This is a genomic window from Pontiella desulfatans (assembly GCF_900890425.1).
Classification (GTDB): domain Bacteria; phylum Verrucomicrobiota; class Kiritimatiellia; order Kiritimatiellales; family Pontiellaceae; genus Pontiella; species Pontiella desulfatans.
The window spans coordinates 439,441-456,172 of the sequence record NZ_CAAHFG010000005.1 but is presented as its reverse complement, the minus strand read 5'-3'; the positions used below and the strand labels follow the sequence as shown (position 1 = coordinate 456,172).

The following is a 16,732-nucleotide window of genomic DNA, read 5'->3' as shown; positions in this document are numbered from 1 at the left end:
TCCACGCATGACGGACTGGTTGCGTGATCAAGACTATGATGTCAATCACAAGCGGGTCGCCCGCCTCATGCAGCTGATGGGGATTCAGGCCATCACGCCCGGTCCGCACACGAGCAAGCCCGCCCCGAGGCACAAGATCTACCCTTATTTGCTGCGCAATGTGGACATCGAACGGGTGAACCAGGTTTGGAGTACGGACATCACCTACATCCCGATGCGGCATGGATACATGTACCTGACCGCCGTAATCGACTGGTACAGCCGCTATGTGCTCGCCTGGGAGCTCTCAAGCACCATGGAGAGCACGTTCTGCGTTGATGCGCTGGAGCGTGCGCTGACGCAGGGGAATCCGGAGATATTCAACACCGACCAAGGAAGCCAGTTCACCTCGAACGCCTTCACCGGTGTCCTGTTAAACGAGAACATCACCATCAGCATGGACGGGCGAGGCCGGGCGTTGGACAACGTATTCATCGAACGACTGTGGTGGTCGGTGAAGTATGAGAAAATCTATCCCGCATGCTATGCCGACGGGCATGCGTTGCATCGGGGCCTTGACAGCTATTTTAAATATTACAACCACGAGAGGAAGCACAGCGCTCTGGACAAACGCACCCCCGCCGAGGTATTCATGGAAGGAGCAGTCAGAACATGATCGCAAGTGATGCCGTCGCTGCGCTCCGCCCTCGGCCCTCCGGGCCGCCCCTTCGGGGACGGGCTCCGCTCCGCGACGGCATCATGGAAGGGCGGCTCGTTGGCCGCCAGAACACGGAACAGGGAACCGCAGGTTCCACCTTAAGTTCACCGATCCGTGGTTTAAGATTGGGGGTAGGCGCAGGGGGAAATGGTTCTTCAACCCGACGTCAGCATATCCAGAAGGCATTACCACCCGTATTGTCCCCGTACCGCCTGAAATTAACCGTCCTTCAATTATATCCGGGCGCTCGAATCGAAAAAAATCCCGCTCCCAGCTCATCTTCTTCCCGAACTTGATGCGATAGAGTCCGTATTCTTGAAAGACCGAGACAGCATCGAGCAACGCCTCTTTACGCAGACCGACCTCCTCTGGAGATCCGTCCGATAGTTCAAACTCCATATAACTCAACAGCTCGTTATATGAGGGCGCTTTCAAATACCCATACTCGTCACAAAAAGGAAGGAGGTATGCCCTGTGGTTTTCTCTGAGAGAACGAACTGCATCATCGGTAGCTGAGGCATTATACGGGGTAGGCTCTAATAACTTCCATTCACGCCACTTCTTAGGAGGCAGGGTAAACATATAGCTAAGCCGGAGCATTTGTTTGGCACAACCAAACGTGCGCCAGGCATCTATTTTAACTCCGGCAAGCCTATCCTGTCCAATGTCAGTTGGGCAAGATCGTGGGATGGACGGAAAAATACTTTTGACATAAGCTTCTACCTCCTTGCTCCACTCATATGAACTATTGGCCAACAATTTCTTCAGCCCATCAAATGTATCGATAGCATCCGAGGGAAAGCGGGGTTTGGTGAGTAAGTCATTCATGTCACCAAAAATTTTAGCGATATTTTTAGGCCCAGGAGCGGAATCAGTGGAACCATCGAAGGGATCCTGAAATTTCTCAACAAAGTCTCTGTACGTAAGAAGTCTACTGGCAGACCTTCGTATATAATTTTCAGATTTATTTTCGGGCACTGCTACTCTCCTGTTGGAGATCGACTATTATCACATTCACTTTCATTTGTGAACTGGATCCTAAATCTCAATGCAACCTGAAATGCAACGCACTAACGACTTTTGGTTGCATTTTATGCCGTTATTGCAACTTTGGCAAATTTCGCCTAGGCAATAAAAAAGCTCGTAACCTGTTGATTACGAGCGAAATAAGTGGCGCAGCCATCAGGAGTCGAACCTGAAACCTCCTGATTCGTAGTCAGGTGCTCTATCCAATTGAGCTATGGCTGCGCTTTAATTAAGTGCCTATGGCGCTTAAGAGGGACGGAATGTATAGAGAAGCCCTGCTCCGGTCAACGGGAAAAAGTGAAAAAATCAAACGCCGCCCAAGGCATCCAATTCCGGTTTGCAGAGCTCCAGGAAATTGCACTGGCCACAGCTGGCGGGATCGATGGCCAGCTCCCATTCATCCTTCGGTAAGGGCTCGTTCTTTTCGCGGTCGTGATCAACGAGATATTCGGTCATTTCGCCGACGGAATCGCTCATGAGCGCCTTGGTTTCCTCGAGTTGCTCTTCCGTGATCTGGAACGGCAACACCTGGCCCTCGTTGAGATATTCCACGTAGAGGAAAATCTTGTCTAGCGAGGCACCGTGCTTGACGATCGCCCACAAAGCATAGAGCGAGAGCTGCAGTTTGTGCTGGTCGGCCTTGATCTTACCGGCCTTCCAATCGTGGATATGGACTTCGTCGCCCATCCTGTAGGCATAGTCCGGGATGGAATAGATTTTCACCCCTTCGTAGATGAAGTGCTCCACATCGCCCCCCTGCTCCGGCGTGGCGATCTGGAATTCCTGGTTCGGCTTAATCGCCCCGATCCGCGGCAACACCTTGCCGATAAAGTTGGAGATGCAGTTTTGAATCTGCGCCGCCAACTGTCGCTTGGCCTCCTTTTCCTCCTCGCCGCCGAGGGTTTTATAATAGTGCCCTCGAAGACAGCAGAATTGTTTGGGGGCGCTGCGCCAGTTGCCCTCGGTCGACTCGTTCCACTTTTTCGTCATGAACGGGCGGGCAATGGTCTTCCACGCGGCATCGGCATCAACCGGCATTCCCTGCTGATGCTGCTTGAGCACCCACATGATCGCATTCTCCGCGGCCTGCCCCATCAAACCCCAGCGATTGTCCATCTTGTTAAGGCGATAGGCGGTCTTCTGCTCCTCGGTCGCATTGCGCGCCCAGCCGCCCCACATGCCATACTTGCTCCAGTAGCGCCGACGCCGGCACTGCTCGAAATCTTCCGCCGCACTGAACGACCACGAAAACGTATTCTTCAACTGTCCCATAAAAAGCTCCAAACTGTGTGGGTGCAATGGATAGCAGGATTGGTGGATGATTGGAAACCTTCGCTTACATCAATAGTTCCCAATGTCCTCCATCACTGCCAGGAACTACGTGATTCGATGCTCCGCAAGAGGCGACCGGTGAAAATGAAAAAAAAATTGAACGTTGCCGCAACATACGGGTCAATGAAGGCTATTAAGTTAACCTTTAAGGAGTAATGGCATGAGTAAAGTATTAGGTATTGCTGCAGTTGCACTGATGGTTGTTGGTTCCTCCGCGTTTGCTGGTGAAAAATGTACCGCGGGTGAAAAATCCGAATGCTCGGCAGAGAAAAAGGCGGAATGTTCGGCTCAAAAGGCGGAATGTGGCGCCAAGAAAGGCGAGTGCGGGAAGAAAAAAGCCTAAAGGCTCCTGATCCAACCATAGCCGTCCCATTGGGGCGGTTTTTTTGTGTCTGTCTCCATCCGAAGCCGGGGCGATTGGAGACAGACACAAAAACGCAACCCTTCGGATTGCGGCAAGAGGCGCACTTAGCAGCTGAATGAATAATCATTTTACTGGCCCCCGAGAGCAAACCTTATTTCATAGGACCGATGTCGCTCGGCGATATCTTTTGTAGGAAAGGAGGATTTTTGGATTTGGACCATATGCGCTTAACCCCGATTTTCGGACCACCGGCTTAAGTGGAACCTGCGTCCTCAACATGGTACAAAAGGACGCATGGAAATGGGAAGAAAACGAAGAACATTCACGGACAAGTTCAAGGCCAAGGTGGCGATTGAGGCCATCAAGGGCGTGAAGACATTGGCGGAGCTGGCATCGGAATATCAGGTCCATCCGAACCAGATTTCGGATTGGAAGAAGCAGTTGCTTTCGAATGCGCCGGATCTTTTTGCATCGGGGAAAAAGAAGCAGGCTCAAACGGAAGAAGAGCTTACGGCTCCACTTTACGAAGAGATCGGGCGTCTGAAGATGGACGTGAAGTGGCTCGAAAAAAAGCTATGAGCCTGCCGCTTTCAACGCGCCGCAGCTGGGTGGAGCCCGGCACCGATTATTCGGTTCGGCGGCAGTGTAGGCTCGCAGGCGTCCCCAGATCGGGCTTCTACTACGACCCCGCCCCGGAAACGCCGGAGAACCTGCTTCTGATGCGTTTGATCGACGAGCAGTATCTCCGGCATCCGGAGTTCGGCTATCCACGCATGACGGACTGGTTGCGTGATCAAGACTATGATGTCAATCACAAGCGGGTCGCCCGCCTCATGCAGCTGATGGGGATTCAGGCCATCACGCCCGGTCCGCACACGAGCAAGCCCGCCCCGAGGCACAAGATCTACCCTTATTTGCTGCGCAATGTGGACATCGAACGGGTGAACCAGGTTTGGAGTACGGACATCACCTACATCCCGATGCGGCATGGATACATGTACCTGACCGCCGTAATCGACTGGTACAGCCGCTATGTGCTCGCCTGGGAGCTCTCAAGCACCATGGAGAGCACGTTCTGCGTTGATGCGCTGGAGCGTGCGCTGACGCAGGGGAATCCGGAGATATTCAACACCGACCAAGGAAGCCAGTTCACCTCGAACGCCTTCACCGGTGTCCTGTTAAACGAGAACATCACCATCAGCATGGACGGGCGAGGCCGGGCGTTGGACAACGTATTCATCGAACGACTGTGGTGGTCGGTGAAGTATGAGAAAATCTATCCCGCATGCTATGCCGACGGGCATGCGTTGCATCGGGGCCTTGACAGCTATTTTAAATATTACAACCACGAGAGGAAGCACAGCGCTCTGGACAAACGCACCCCCGCCGAGGTATTCATGGAAGGAGCAGTCAGAACATGATCGCAAGTGATGCCGTCGCTGCGCTCCGCCCTCGGCCCTCCGGGCCGCCCCTTCGGGGACGGGCTCCGCTCCGCGACGGCATCATGGAAGGGCGGCTCGTTGGCCGCCAGAACACGGAACAGGGAACCGCAGGTTCCACCTTAAGTTCACCGATCCGTGGTTTAAGATTGGGGGTAGGCGCAATAGGTTAAGTTAGATTTGGCGCATGGCTCCCTAACTTCAAAGGATAGGAGTCATGAGAAAGCACAGACGAAAACCTGCTGGCCGGAATTGTCTTTGTGCTTCTTGTGCCTTTTTATGGCGATCCATTTTCCTGTATGGGCGGAACACTCAATTCTATTTAGATTAATTCCATATTAATGGTGGTTCGAACCGTTTTATGCAGTTGATTTTTGAATGTGCTCTGCAACTAAAACCTTGATCTGTGATTGTCAGGGAACGCCCAAACGCTTTGCTTCTTTATCCAGTGAATGGATCATTCAACAAGGCGTGGTCCTCAACAAAATCGAGACCGTGTTTGCCCTTGTTCTTCTCGCTCTTCTTGGGAGCAAATTCAAATTTTATGGTATATTTTTTATACCACAAAGCATTTGGATTGCATTATCGTTTTTTTAGTTCAGGCGTTCCAGGCCCGGGATCTGCAGCCGCTGGCGCGAGTTCATCCCGTGCCCCAAGGGCCTCGGATAGGGTCGATGGGTGGTTGGAGGCTTTCTGGCCCCCGTCGGGGACAGGAATTTCCCTACTCCCGCACTAACCATTCCGCGCCGGGGAAGCGGCGGATGGAGGGGCGCACGCCGTGCGCCCGGGCGGACAGAGTCCGCCCCTCCACGAAAGAACTCTGCACCGGCCCGGATGGAACCTCGCCCTCCATAAAGAGGCTCAAGATTCATGAAGATCCCGGCTGTGGTCTTTGCGTTTTTTGCGCCTCTTCGTGGCCAACTAAAACCGCCGCTCCCTTCTTAGTTTCAAGCCTTCGGCATTGCGCCTCCGTATGCAATATGCGACATTTCGCCATATGAAGAAACACGACGATGTTTTTCAGGTGGCGATTCTGGTCAGCACTTCGCTGGAATGGGGACGACGGATCATCAAAGGTATTCTTTCCTATGCCAACGAGGTTGGCCCCTGGCATGTCTGGATCAGACCCCAGACCCTCGACAAATCAAACGAACTCCCCCCGGGCTGGCGTGGCGATGGCGTGATTGCCCGGGTGGTCACCACCAACCTGGCCGAGCAAATTGCCGAATTCAACGTCCCCGTGGTCAATGTGGCCGACACGCCGCTCGAAGGATTTTCCGCGCCCTGCGTCAGGACGGACGACCGGGTGGGCACCGAAATGGCGGCGGAACACTTCATCGACCGGGGATTCCGCAACATTGGTTATGTGGGATCGCTACACAGCCCCAATCCCATCTGGTATGGCGAAGCCTTTGAGCAGGCACTGGCCGAGCGCGACCTCTCGTGCGAAAAATACTACATTGAAGACAACTCGCGCGAAGAGTCGAAGAAGCTGATCGAATGGCTAAAGGAGCTACCGAAACCGATTGCCCTGCTGGTTTGGGGGCATGGCAACGGGCGCACGGTGGTGGATTGCTGCATGGAGGCCGGCATCTCGGTTCCCCACGACATCGCCGTATTGAGCGGAAGCTACGACGAACTGCTCAGCCACGCCTGCTTCCCCGCTTTGTCCGGCATCCTGTCCCCGACGGAGCAGATCGGCTACAAGGCGGCCCAGCTGCTGCACGAAATGATGCAGGGGGAAAAAGTCCCCCACGAAACGATCTACCTTCCCCCGCTCGGAATCATGGAGCGCCTTTCCACCGACACCCTCGCGGTGGAGGATCCGAAACTGAAGCAAGTCGTGGCGTTCATCCAGCAGCACGCCTTCGAACCGATCACGATGAGCGATATCCTGAAGGCGGTACCCATGGCCCGGCGGTCGCTGGAGCGCCGCTTCCAGCAGGTGTTCGGCCGCTCGCCGCTCGACGAAATCCGCCGCTTGCGGATCGATAAGGCGCGGCGGCTGCTGGCCGAAACCGATCTTCCGATGCAGGAAATCGCCGAGGCCTGCGGCTATGCCACCTACAACTATCTGACCCACGTTTTCAAGCAAGTCACCGAAATGACCCCACGCGACTACCGCAAGAAGATGCGCCCGGGTTGATCCTCTCCATTTAAAGAGGACAGGATCATGGCCGCGGCCCCCTCCGTTGATGCCACGCCAGCGGCGGTCGGACAACCCTCGGCCGAAACCGGCTATTCCTTGGCGGAGGCAGGCAGTGTTGCGTAGCCGAACAGCAACCCACCCCCCTTGCTGCGCCCAATCAGCTTCGCTGCAAAACTATCGTTTGAAACCCCGTTCCCGGCGCCATCGAACGTCACAACCAGGTCGTCGCCGGCAGCCCTGGAGGAACGCGGCTTGCATCCTTTCCCGAAATTCACCTGCTCGGGCGCACCGAAGGTCAGCGATTGGACATCCACCTCCTGCAGCGGCTGGAAGTTTTCCTCGGCCAGAATCCGCACCCGGATCTCCTTCGTTTCCGGCGTGATGGGATCGGTGTCCAGGATCTGCAACCGGCGGGGAACCACCAGCGGAACAACAATGTTCTTGGAACTGTGGTTATCGTTGGCAACATCCGCATCCTTTGTCGAATCGATCACGGCAAAGTTCATGTGGGTGGCGCGGCCATACCGGTCTTGGCGCACCTTGGGGCGTTCGAACTTCCACCAGCGCTCGGCCGTTCCGCCTTCGTGCTTCATGATATGGACATCGTAGGCATGGCCGGGCGCCCACTTCCACGTGATCCCGTCCGGCGAGCGGAAATAAAACGCCACCCGCCCGTAGCAATCGTTCACCACCAGGTTGTATTGCACCTCATCCTTCCAGACCACCGGGTCCTCCAGATGCGCCCCCTCGATATGCGGATAGAACGACTTCGGCGTGATTTGCCTGAAGTGCTCATCCGCCTTGTCGCTGATGAAAACAAAGCCGCGCTTGTTGACCATCAGCACCGAACCATCCTCGCGCGGAACATAGGTGCGGTTGGTCTGGTTTTGCTCCTTGTCCAGCCATTCGAAACGGTAGGGGATCTTTTTCCACGGGCCGTTGATGGTTGGAGCCTTGTAGGCATTTTCCCAAACGCAGCCGACGATGTAGGAGCCATCCTTGATGCGGTAGATTTCCGGGTTATGCCCCGGCCCGATCTCCTCGACCACCTTGTACGGCCCAAGCGGCGAATCGCTGACGGCATGCACCACCACTGAACTCCACCAGGTGTGGTGGCCGGACTTTTTCCCACCCCCCTTCACATTGTTTTCGGGCCAGCGGCAAACGAACAGATGGTTTTTCCCATCGTCCCCCACCACAATGTTGCCGCCCCAATACGAATATGCCGCGTCTTCGATCCCGTTGTTCACGTCGCGCGGGACAACATTGTCCCCACCCCAAACATCCGAGCGCAGCTCCCCTTGCAGCGGCACGGGCAGGAAGCGGTCGATGAACGCCCCGCCGCGCACCAAACCTTCCGGCACCTGATACGTCGATTCCACGGTTTTCCCAACCACGCCCATTGGCACAACCGCCATCAGGAAAACAACCGAGCACAACCATGTTTTTTGCATCAGCATCAACTCCGTAGCTCGCCCGCGCCCTTATCTGGACAAACCCAACCGGCTGCGCAGTTCCATGATGTCCTGATCCTTCCCCACGATATCGAGCTGCGCCTTCTTCAATTCATCCTGCAGTTTTTTCACATCGGTCGGCAGCTCGCTTGCGGCCGACTGCACAATCACAACAGCACCCTTCGGCGCCGGCTTTTTGGACGCCACCGCATAGGCCTCTTCGAACAACAGGGCCTTCTTCGCCGGCTTGGTGTCGAACCCGATGCTGCCACTTTCCAACCCGTTGGAATGGGCGGTAACCTTGATGCCGCCGGGCTGGGTCGTTGCCCGGACGAGGATGGTTGCAACACCGAACGAGGTTTTCATGGGGTTGTCGCCGACCAACTCGCCGGCCCCCTCGATCTCTAAATAGACCTCTTCGGAGGCAAGCACCTTCGTGTAGCCGTTTTCATCGACCACCGTGGCCCGCACGGGAACGAGGTCGGAACCATCGGCAACCAAACCCATGCCCTCGTCCGCGATACTCAGCGCCAGTTTGGTGCTGCGTTGCGGATAGCCCTTCACTTCCCGGACCACCACCTTCCCATCAACCAAACCTTCGGCAACCATCACCGCTTCAATCGCCTTGCGGCCGCGGCTCTTGATGACCGTGAAATCGAATACATCCTCGAAGACAAACGGCGGATGCGGGAGCCCCGACCACTGTCCCTCGGCCGAAGGCTTCCGCGTGCCGACCGCTTCCCCCATCCAGGTTAGGCGAACCTCGTCGCAGTTGGAATAGACGACGACATCCTTGTCCGAAAGCTGGGTCAGCTCGTGGGCCATGTAGACCATCGGCTTTTCCCCGATGCCCGGAATGGCGTAGTCCGGGTCATACTGGCTCTGGTAAAGATAGTAGGTGTAGCGCGGGATACGCAGGCCGTTGAGCAGGCCGCCGCGGAACGGGTCGGGGTGGTAACCGCGCTGGTGGTCGATGCCGCACCAGAGCGTGCCGCCCAGGCGAACCCGATCCGTCCGGTGCCGTTGCGCCAGGGTCGCGGCCTGAATGAGCGACTGCCGCAGCAGCGGCCCCTCGCCCCATTCCATCTTCACGCGGGTGCGGGCGTTCTGCGAATACCAGTTGTCCACCTCGCCGCCGTCGCCATATTCGCGGTTGAACGAGTTCACGGTCTTGGAGCCGCCGTGGTAGAACATGTCGAGCCCGCCCTTGATGGCCTCGTCGTGGTCGGCCACGGTGTACAGGCCGGGGAACGGATATTCCTCGTGGGCAATGGTGTGCATCCGGTTCATGGCATAGTCCGGCTGGCTCGGGAATTCGTTGATGCAGGTTTCCCACATCAGCATCGCGGCCACGTTGCGGTCGCGGCGCACGAGCTGGCGCGTATCCTCGAACAATCGCTGCTCGAAAATCTTTTCCTTGAAGTTGAAGAAGTGCCAGCCGGGGTTGGCGGTGGTGGTCAGCATGCCGAACTCGTCGCAGGCATCGTAGAACGCCGGATCCTGCGGATAGTGCGCGGCGCGGATCACGTTGCATCCGCCCTCGCGCAGCAACTTCACATCGCGCCACTGCCCGGAGTTGGGCAAGGCGTTGCCGATGTAGGTATAGTCCTGGTGGCGGTTGGCGCCGATCAGCTTTTTGCCGATCCACTTTTTGTTCACGAAGAGTCCGTCCGCCCCGCGCATCTCGAACAGGCGGATTCCGACGCGGGTGCGCAGGCTGTCCACCACAATACCGCTCACCAGAATGTCGGTGCGGATAAAGTGCAGATAGGGATCGTCCGGATGCCACAGGCGAACATGCTTCGCGGTGAACTGCTTGGCCAGCTGGCGGATTTCCCCGCTCTTCAACGTCGTTTTTTCCTCAACCGAGGCCACCGCTTTTCCATCGGCATCCTCCAGCGTGTTGCGAACCGTAATGCCATAGGTCTTGTTGCCCGAGTTCATGACTTCCGTCCGGACTTCCATCGTTGCATCGTTGCCGTTCACATCCAGCGTTGCGACAAAGACGCCGCCGCCCGCAACGGTGCTGCTCAGCTCGCGCAGCGTCACATGCGTGGGGCTGGTCTGGATCAGGTAGGTGTCGCGATAGATGCCGCCCAGGTAGGTGAAGTCGAGTTTGTATTGCTCCTTGCCCGGCGGGTAGAGCTTGCTGTTGGAATTGTCGGCCATCACCGCCACAACATTCACGCCATCCTTCAGTACGCCCGTAACGTCTGCGGCAAACGGGAGATAGCCGCCAAAATGCTCCGCCACCAACTGGCCGTTCACCCAAACCTTCGCCACGCCCATCACGGCTTCAAAATAGAGGAAGGTTTTCCCCGTCAACCGTTCAACGGAAAACTGCTTTCGGTACCACGCCACGCCCTGGTAGTTCCGCCCGCCGCTGGCATTCTCGCCGAGGACCTCCAAGCCATGCGGCAGGTTGGCCGCCTCCCACTGGCGGTCATCGAAACCAACCGCCTCGGCTCCTTTGGCATCGCCCAGGAGAAAGCGCCAGCCCGGATTAAAGTTCATAACCTTCCGGGGGCTCCCCTCCACCGCATGGAAACCCGCCGTCGAAAACTGTTGCGCCTGCCCCGCCGCCGCGAGCATGGCCCCGATCAGCAACACCGTAAACCTGTTCATCCCATCTCTCCGATTCGTTCATTCCCATACGGGCAACGCAGGAAAAGCCACTTTGCCATCTACACTGACAAAGATAGGCCAACCACCGGAAAGCGGACACCGGACATCACGTAAAATTTATACGATATTTTGCCAAGTCCCACGATCGGCAGATCAGCCCTTGATGAATGCCCCAACCCCGAAGAGGGAAGAGAAGACGGGCACGCCGCAGGCTTCGAGTCGAGACCGGCTATTGTGCCCATTGGCCACCAGTACGCTCTTAACGCCCATGGCCTCGGCCACCTCGAAATCGTGGATGGTATCCCCGATGAAGAGCACCTCGTCCGGAACCAGATCGAGCCCGGACATGTATTTCAGGCCATTCTCCACCTTGCCGGCGGCATAGATGTCGTTGAGGCCAACAATATCGTCGAAAAAGCGGGTCAACTCAAAATAGTCCGTTGCCTGCAGCAGCGCATCCTGCTGATAGGCCGAAAGCACGGCCTGCGGAATGCCCTGCCCGTGTAGCCTGGCGATCAGCTCCCGGGCGCCTGCATGCAGCGCGCACTCGAAGCGGCGGCGTTCATATTCCTCGATGAACTCCTCGGCCAGCCGGTTGTACGGATCCTGGCCATAGTCGAAGCCCAGCTGGCAGTAGTATTGGTCGACCGGGAAGCACAGCTTGTCCCGATACACCCCAATGTCGATTTCCGGCAGCTTCCGGCGCTGCAGCATGTGGTTGTTGATTTCGGTACAGAGCCAGGTGTCGTCCCACAACGTCCCGTTCCAGTCCCAGATAATGTGCTTGAAGTCGTTCATCGATTTCCAACCAGGGTGCGCAGGCACAAAAAAGCCCGGAAAACTCCGGGCTATGAAACTCAATCCAGCTCAGGCCTACATGTTGCCCATCTGGTCAAGCAGGCTGTTCACCTTCTGGGCGTTGGATTCCGGCTCTTCAACGACGGGCTGCCCCAGGGCTTCCAGCGAATCCATCGAATCAGCAGCCGGCTCGGCGGCAGGTGCCGGGGTAGAGGCACTGTTGAGCGCGCTCATGTTTTTCTGGAACATTTCGAAGCGGCGCTTCAGTTCCTGATACTCGACGTCGAGCGTGTTGAACTTGTTTTCCCATTCAGTCGCCTGTTCCTGTGCAAAAGCAGCGCTGGACTTGGAGGACTTCAGCTTGGATTCGAGATCCGCGACGGAAGCCTTTTCGGTTGCAAGTTCCGAGGCGGTTTCGGCGGTTTTCTGCTGAAGGCCCTTGATGCGCTCGGAAGCGTCGTCCAGTTCGATGCGGGCCGTGCGAACCTTGGCCTTCTCGTTCTTAATGAGGGTTTCCTGCTCGGCAATCTTGATATTAAACTTTTCCTCGGCAGCGGCAAACTTGGCATCCTGAGCGGCCAACGCAGCCAAATGCTCTTCCTCCGGCACACCACAACCCGTCAGCATTCCAATCGCACAACCGGCCAACAACATCATCGCAATTTTATTCATCTGTACTCTTCCTCCGTTAGTAAGGTTATTTATAACTTTCCCCAGAAATGTAACCAGTATAGGTACGCTTTTTTCAAATTCAACCCCTCTGAGCATAAATTATTCAGGTTGCGTAAGCGTATCCCTAGACAAGGTCGCAGGCTTCCGGCGGCATCCATTTGCGGTCCTTGCCCTCCCACTTCACGTTGCACCCCACCGGATTGGTGACCGGAACCGAGACCGGATTCCCGGCCAGCAACTCCGCCAGCGCATCCACCAGCTCGTGGGTGGTCGACTGCGTGTGGTCGCGCGGATGATCGATCGCCCGGCCCACATAGGCCAGCTTGCGGGATGCATCGAAAACATAGAAATGCGGCGTCCGCAACGCCCCATAGGCCTCGGCAATCTCCTGCGAGGCGTCGTGCAGGTAGAGCCACGGGAACTGGTGTTCCTCCATCCGCTCGACCATATGGTCGAAATCGTCTTCCGCATAGGTGTTCGGACTGTTTGAATTGATCGCCACGAATTTCACCCCCTCCGGGGCGAACCGCTCCGCAATCTTCCGCGTGTTCTCGTCCGACCCGATCACATACGGGCAATGGTTGCAGGTGAAAAACACCACCAGCACCTTTTCATCGAAATCGCCCAGCGCATAGGTCTTCCCATCCGTCGCCGGCAGGCTGAACGCGGGTGCCTGCTCCCCGATCTCCAACGTGAATGCCATGACTACCTCCGGTTAAGTTGGCCTATTAGTGCGTTCAAGGCCCGAAATGGCAAATGTAAAGACGGGTGAATTCAAGAACGAAAATACCTATTTATAAGCCCGGATTTTGGATTGCCTTTCCCCGAAACAGGAGTAGGTTGCCGCCGTTCGGGAGGTGCGCATGTACGGATCCACCCCATTTCGAACTCTCCGCAGACGATGGTTCGCCACCGCCCCGCCCCCCTCACCCTTTCCCCGGACAGCCCCGTCCACATCCCGAAAGGAAATCCCATGAAAAAGCACCGAAGCACCCTACTCGGCATTCTGCCGGCGGCAATCGCCCTGATGGCCGCAATCCCCCGCTCGGCGGCCCAGGCCCCGAGCGTTGAAACCCTCCCGGCCACCGACATGCTCAACGGAACGGCCTCCCCCACCGGCGCCGCCACCACGGTCTGGTTCGAATGGGGCGCAACCACCGCCTACGGCAACAGCACGGCCGAGATCGATGCGGGCAACGGCACCGTCGCCATGCCCATCGCAACCACGGCGACCGGATTGGTTGCCAACCTCTCCTACCACTACCGGATCGCGGCATCGAACAGCAGCGGCACGGCCTATGGCGCCGACGCACTTTTCGGGATCTGGCAGCTGGACGACATCAACCTGGCCGATAGCGGCGCCGGCTCCCTGCGCGAGGTGATCGCCGGCGCGCCCGCCGGATCGGCCATTGTCCTGACCAACAGCGGCACGCTTGTCCTGACCAGCGGGGAACTCGCAATCAACAAGGATCTCACCATCACCGGCCCGGGTGCCGATCTGCTGGCCATCAGCGGCAACCATTCCAGCCGCGTGTTCAACATCGGCGAGAGCAACACGGTCGCAATCTCCGGCCTCGCCATCCGCAACGGGCGCGGCGCCAATGGCGCATATGGTTCCTACACCGGAGCCCCCGGCGGCCCCGGAGATTCGGGGGGAGGAATCTACAATGCCGGCAACCTAACCCTGACCGAATGCGCCGTCACCATGAACCAGGCCGGCTGGGGCGGCGCAGGCCGATCGGGACATTACAGCAGCAAAATATCGGGTGGGAACGGGGGCTCCGGAGGCCACGGCGGCGGCATCCACAACCCTTCCACCGGAACGCTGGTCTTGAGGCGTTGCACCCTAAGCGGCAATTCCAGCGGCTTGGGAGGAAGCGGCGGTTACGGCGGGACCGGCGATGTTTCGTGGCTGGGCTGGGGGGATACGGGCGGCCCCGGCGGAAGCGGTGGAAACGGTGGAAGCGGCGGGGCAATCCACAACGCCGGAATCCTGACGGTTGACCACTGCACCTTCAGCGGAAACCAGAATGCCGCGGGCGGAAACGGCGGGCGCGGCGGCAACGGTGGCGACGGCGCCCTGTATCATGGCAATGGCGGCAATGGCGGCAACGGCGGTTCAGGCGGCAGCGGTGGAGGCCTATGGAATTCCGGCACCCTTTCCGTGGCAAGCGGCACCATCGCCTACAACTCGGCCGGTCCGGGCGGAACGGGGGGAGCGGGCGGATCCGGCGGCTTGTACGGGCATGGAACCACGGGAACCACCGGCTCCGGCGGCACGGTCGGGGGCATCATTAACGGCGCAACCGCCGGGTGCGTTAACACCATCGTGGCCTCGAACACCAATCTTTCCAGCCCCGACGATGTTGGCGGCGCTTTCGTATCGATGGGCCACAATCTCATTGGAACCACCAACAGCGCATCCGGTTTTAATTCGGCTTCAAACGACCTGCTCAACGTGGAAGCCCTTCTGGAACCGCTGGCCGAGAATGGCGGTCCGACCCACACGCATCTGCCGCAGGCGGCCAGCCCGGCCATCCATGCGGGGGCTGTAACGAACCTGCCCGCCACCGACCAGCGGGGCCTCCCGCGCGTCTTCAACGGCCGGGCGGATATCGGCGCGGTCGAGCTGCAAGTCTGGTGGCCGATCCCCACCACATTGCCGACCACCAATTCGGTCATGCAGGGGGAAGTGAACCCAAAGGGTTCGGAGACGTATGCATGGTTCGAATATGGCCTGGCACCGGCATACGGAGCCGCCACCGAAACGATCCTTGTTGCCGGCGCCCCCGATGCCATCCACGGCATCGGCAGTGCCCCGCCGGATCGTCTGCCATGGATGTCATACCACTACCGCGCGGTCGCCTCGAACCGGATTGGCGTGGTGCATGGCTCCGACCAGGTGCTAACCATGCCGGCACTCGCCACGGAGTTGCCCACGCTCTCCGCATTGCCCGACCTCGTTCTTGCACAAGGCGGCAGCACCCAGGTTTGGTTTGCCGCGGCTCCCGCCGGTGTGGAAATACGGGTGGAATGCAACAACCCCGTCCTGCTTCCGGCGGGCGGGCTCGTGCCGGACGGCAACAGCCTTGGCATCATTCCGGATCCCAACCATTCGGGTTCCGCCCAGATCACCGTGACGGCCAGCGACGGCATGCAGTCCGCCTGCCAGACCTTCACCCTGAGCGTCGTACCGCTGGATCCGGCGGGGTTGCTCTCCCTTGGATGTTCGTCGGTTTCCGCCGGAATCATGAGCTTGCGGGTATACGGCTCCGGAACCTCCACCGGCCATGTGGTGGAATACCGCCCGGACTTGTCGGCCACCAGCACGTGGGCATGCGCCACGAACCTCCAGGACCTCGGCGGCGGCCACTATGAGATCGATCTGGGATCGGCTCCCGGGAATTCCGGTTTCTACCGGGCAACCGGGCAGGGCCTGCTGCAGGCCGGATTCCATTCCGGGGAGGTTGGAACCACGGAGGGCACACGCGCCGCCGGGGCCGTCGTGGTGTTCAGCGGCGTCTTCACCGGCACCCTCGATTATACCTGGACGGATGAAACAGGGATCGGCCATGCGGGATCGGTGGAGGTGAACGGTACCACGGCTGTTGTTCCGTTGCCCGCCGCCTTCCTCGAAGACGACGCCGGAACCGGGCAGCTCGAACACCTGACCCTGTCGCTCGATGCCGCAAGCGGCGAGGTGGAGCTCGGTAGCCAGACCTGCCGGATGACCATCGAGGAAAACGATGCCGACTGGCAGATTGTGATCGAAACCGGGTGCGGCATGCTGGGATTCTCCCTCACGATGCTGCAAGATGGCGGCACATTCAACGGGCGGCTCCAGAGCGACGGGTTCGGCTTTTTCCCCTCCAACGCCCTCGTCCAGCTTGCCTTCTCGGAAAGCGCCTTCACGGCAGTGGCCACGAACATTGCGCTGCCGGTTTTCGCGGACACCCCGGCGGGGTTCATCAACCTCATGGATCTTCGGCTCGAAGCGGCCAACAGTCCCGGGGAGACCAACGTCGGCCCCGACCGCATCGAAGGCACGGCAACGCTGGTCGTCAAGCTACCGGGCAAGCCGCATCTCAACTCGGTGCAGACCGCCCCGTTCGTGCTGGACCGCCCTCCCACCGCAGCCTCCGGTCACGAAGTTCCCCTCCACCCCGTTCCCTGAAG

The 16,732-nt window shown here is 58.2% G+C and carries 11 protein-coding genes, 1 tRNA gene and 1 pseudogene; 5 read left to right on the top strand and 8 right to left on the bottom strand.

Features of this window, described 5'->3' with window-relative positions:
* A pseudogene (locus E9954_RS32165) lies at window positions 1-631 on the top strand (IS3 family transposase); the annotation flags it as partial.
* A 105-nt stretch (window positions 632-736) separates the two neighbouring features.
* Here the strand turns inward: E9954_RS32165 and E9954_RS32160 are convergent.
* The 3 genes from E9954_RS32160 to E9954_RS32150 all read right to left on the bottom strand — a co-directional run bounded on the left by E9954_RS32160 (window position 737) and on the right by E9954_RS32150 (window position 2,995).
* Window positions 737-1,675 (bottom strand): hypothetical protein, encoded by a 939-nt coding sequence (locus E9954_RS32160; RefSeq protein WP_136083400.1) that lies wholly within the window; start codon window positions 1,673-1,675, stop codon window positions 737-739.
* A gap of 193 nt (window positions 1,676-1,868) precedes the next feature.
* Window positions 1,869-1,945: transfer RNA gene (locus tag E9954_RS32155), tRNA-Arg, on the bottom strand.
* 84 nt (window positions 1,946-2,029) lie between these two features.
* On the bottom strand, window positions 2,030-2,995 hold the full coding sequence (locus E9954_RS32150) for a CRISPR-associated protein Cas4 (protein ID WP_136083399.1): 966 nt from the start codon (window positions 2,993-2,995) through the stop codon (window positions 2,030-2,032).
* Window positions 2,996-3,215: 220 nt separating this feature from the next.
* Here E9954_RS32150 and E9954_RS32145 point away from each other — a divergent pair, with 220 nt between their 5' ends.
* The 3 genes from E9954_RS32145 (at window position 3,216) to E9954_RS32135 (ending at window position 7,004) form a co-directional block, all read left to right on the top strand.
* Window positions 3,216-3,398: a hypothetical protein gene (locus tag E9954_RS32145; protein ID WP_136083398.1), complete on the top strand. Its 183-nt coding sequence runs from the start codon at window positions 3,216-3,218 to the stop codon at window positions 3,396-3,398.
* A gap of 321 nt (window positions 3,399-3,719) precedes the next feature.
* Window positions 3,720-4,840, top strand: a protein-coding gene (locus E9954_RS32140; protein ID WP_407947718.1) for an IS3 family transposase whose coding sequence is annotated in 2 segments (ribosomal slippage) — window positions 3,720-3,983 and window positions 3,986-4,840 — 1,119 coding nt in all. Because the reading frame shifts where the segments join, the coding sequence is not laid out codon by codon here.
* A 1,015-nt stretch (window positions 4,841-5,855) separates the two neighbouring features.
* Window positions 5,856-7,004: an AraC family transcriptional regulator gene (locus E9954_RS32135; RefSeq protein ID WP_168442754.1), complete on the top strand. Its 1,149-nt coding sequence runs from the start codon at window positions 5,856-5,858 to the stop codon at window positions 7,002-7,004.
* Between the two features lie 92 nt (window positions 7,005-7,096).
* Here the strand turns inward: E9954_RS32135 and E9954_RS32130 are convergent, their stop codons facing one another.
* The 5 genes from E9954_RS32130 to E9954_RS32110 all read right to left on the bottom strand — a co-directional run bounded on the left by E9954_RS32130 (window position 7,097) and on the right by E9954_RS32110 (window position 13,259).
* Window positions 7,097-8,461 carry a glycoside hydrolase family protein gene (locus tag E9954_RS32130; RefSeq protein ID WP_222847396.1) on the bottom strand — a complete coding sequence of 455 codons (1,365 nt, stop codon included), beginning with the start codon at window positions 8,459-8,461 and terminating at the stop codon, window positions 7,097-7,099.
* A 30-nt stretch (window positions 8,462-8,491) separates the two neighbouring features.
* Window positions 8,492-11,086 carry a glycoside hydrolase family 2 protein gene (locus tag E9954_RS32125; protein WP_136083396.1) on the bottom strand — a complete coding sequence of 865 codons (2,595 nt, stop codon included), beginning with the start codon at window positions 11,084-11,086 and terminating at the stop codon, window positions 8,492-8,494.
* Window positions 11,087-11,239: 153 nt separating this feature from the next.
* Window positions 11,240-11,884 carry an HAD family hydrolase gene (locus E9954_RS32120; protein WP_136083395.1) on the bottom strand — a complete coding sequence of 215 codons (645 nt, stop codon included), beginning with the start codon at window positions 11,882-11,884 and terminating at the stop codon, window positions 11,240-11,242.
* 75 nt (window positions 11,885-11,959) lie between these two features.
* The gene (locus E9954_RS32115; RefSeq protein ID WP_136083394.1) at window positions 11,960-12,556 is read right to left on the bottom strand and encodes a hypothetical protein; all 597 of its coding nucleotides are present in this window, start codon (window positions 12,554-12,556) and stop codon (window positions 11,960-11,962) included.
* A 124-nt stretch (window positions 12,557-12,680) separates the two neighbouring features.
* The gene (locus E9954_RS32110; protein ID WP_136083393.1) at window positions 12,681-13,259 is read right to left on the bottom strand and encodes a thioredoxin family protein; all 579 of its coding nucleotides are present in this window, start codon (window positions 13,257-13,259) and stop codon (window positions 12,681-12,683) included.
* A gap of 270 nt (window positions 13,260-13,529) precedes the next feature.
* Here E9954_RS32110 and E9954_RS32105 point away from each other — a divergent pair, with 270 nt between their 5' ends.
* Window positions 13,530-16,730: a choice-of-anchor Q domain-containing protein gene (locus E9954_RS32105; protein ID WP_136083392.1), complete on the top strand. Its 3,201-nt coding sequence runs from the start codon at window positions 13,530-13,532 to the stop codon at window positions 16,728-16,730.
* Window positions 16,731-16,732: the final 2 nt, after the last annotated feature.